Below are 1,721 nucleotides of genomic sequence, written 5' to 3'. Positions count from 1 at the left end.
TTGATATGCTCCCCTTGCGGTAGACAGTTGAAATAATAAAACTGTTTACTGCGAGGTGGAGCATTTTTATGTCCCATAAAGCAAAAATATCAGGATTTGAAAAAATCGAAGCCATTGAGAAATATCTTCGTGGGGAAGATTCGCTTAACCACTTAGCTTCTTTACTGGATGTTTCCTTTACATCCATCAAACAATGGCTTCAAACTTATCAATCGTTTGGCCCAAATGGACTCCATAACACGTCCCAAAATACTGTCTATTCAACAGAGTTAAAGACATCAGCCGTCGAGGACTATCTGGCCGGCGGTAGGTCACATATGGATATATGCAGAAGATACGGCATTAAATCAACCCGCCAACTGCGTGATTGGATCCTGAAGTATAATGGTCATGAGATGTTGAAAACTTCCGAAACGGGAGGATCACCAATCATGACTCAAGGACGAGCAACTACTTTCGATGAACGAATTGAAATCGTCAAATTCTGCATTGAGCATCAACACAATTATGCCCAGACAGCGGAGAAGTTTCAGGTATCCTATCAGCAAGTTTATTCCTGGGTAAACAAATACTTAAAGTCTGGTGCAGAGGCACTTCAGGATAGACGCGGGAAAAGAAAAACGGAAGAAGAAATGTCCGAAGTCGAGAAACTGAAGGCGCAGAATAAGCTGCTCCAGGCGGAGAACAGAAGACAGCAGATGGAGATTGATTTTTTAAAAAAGCTGGACGAGATCCAAAGGAGGCGATTCTAAGCCAAGTTCGACATGAGGCTGTATATCTTGCCATAAGCGATATGCATGACATGAATTCATATCCCATAAGCGGGCTCTGTGATCTTGCTGGAATCCAACGTTCATCGTATTACAAATGGCTAAACCGGAAAGAAAGCGATAATGAGACTTTCAACAAAGAACTGCTTCCCTTGATTAAGGATGCCTACGAAGAAAAGAATGGAATTCTCGGATATCGCCAGATGACAATCAAGCTCAACCGAGAAAACCATTTGAATGTCAATTCTAAGCGAATATACAGACTCATGGGCATCTTACGTCTAAAATCGGTATGCCGCAGGAAGAAAAAGAATTACGTCCATTCTACGCCTGAAATTACAGCGGAAAATGTCTTGAACAGAGATTTCAACTCCAATGCGTTCGGTACAAAATGGCTCACGGATGTGACTGAAATGAAGTATGGCATTCAAAGCAAGGCTTACTTAAGTGCAATTCTTGATTTGGCGGATAAAAGTATCGTTTCTTTTGTGGTTGGACATTCCAACAACAATGAACTTGTGTTTAAAACATTTGATATTGCACATCAAACATATCCGGATGCAAAACCCCTCTTTCATAGTGACCGCGGTTTCCAATATACAAGCAAAAAATTCAGGAATAAGCTAGATGATGCTGGAATGATGCAAAGCATGTCTAGAGTTTCCAGATGCATAGACAATGGCCCGATGGAATCATTCTGGGGAATGATGAAATCCGAGATGTACTACCTGAATAAATTCAATACATACGAAGATCTGGAAGCAGCAATTAGGGAATACATCGATTACTACAATAATCGCCGGTACCAGAAGAGGCTTGAGTGTATGACCCCACTGGAATACAGGCAATACCTGCTTAGTTCAGCAGCATAAAAAATGGCACCAACCATAAGGAAATGGCCGGTGCCAGAGTTTTTGTTTTTATACTGTCTACTTGACGGGGTGCAGTTCA

General features: G+C 41.5%; 2 protein-coding genes. Both read left to right on the top strand.

Going from position 1 to position 1,721, the window contains the following annotated elements; all coding sequences use genetic code 11:
* The first annotated feature begins 68 nt into the window (after window positions 1-68).
* Complete coding sequence (locus E5161_RS20580; protein ID WP_136779759.1) at window positions 69-752, top strand: helix-turn-helix domain-containing protein; 684 nt, start codon at window positions 69-71, stop codon at window positions 750-752.
* Window positions 746-1,642, top strand: coding sequence for an IS3 family transposase (locus E5161_RS20575; RefSeq protein WP_281279898.1), 897 nt, complete (start codon window positions 746-748; stop codon window positions 1,640-1,642). Before E5161_RS20580 ends, E5161_RS20575 begins: the two co-directional genes overlap by 7 nt.
* The last annotated feature ends 79 nt before the right edge of the window (window positions 1,643-1,721 follow it).

It is taken from the genome of Cohnella pontilimi (genome assembly GCF_005049045.1).
GTDB classification, from domain to species: Bacteria; Bacillota; Bacilli; order Paenibacillales; family Paenibacillaceae; genus Cohnella; species Cohnella pontilimi.
This window is presented reverse-complemented; position numbering and strand designations above follow the sequence as displayed.

What these genes read in the sequence shown, in the direction of transcription:
- E5161_RS20580 (WP_136779759.1), top strand. Translation starts at nt 69, where the DNA reads ATGTCCCATAAAGCAAAAATATCAGGATTTGAAAAAATCGAAGCCATT.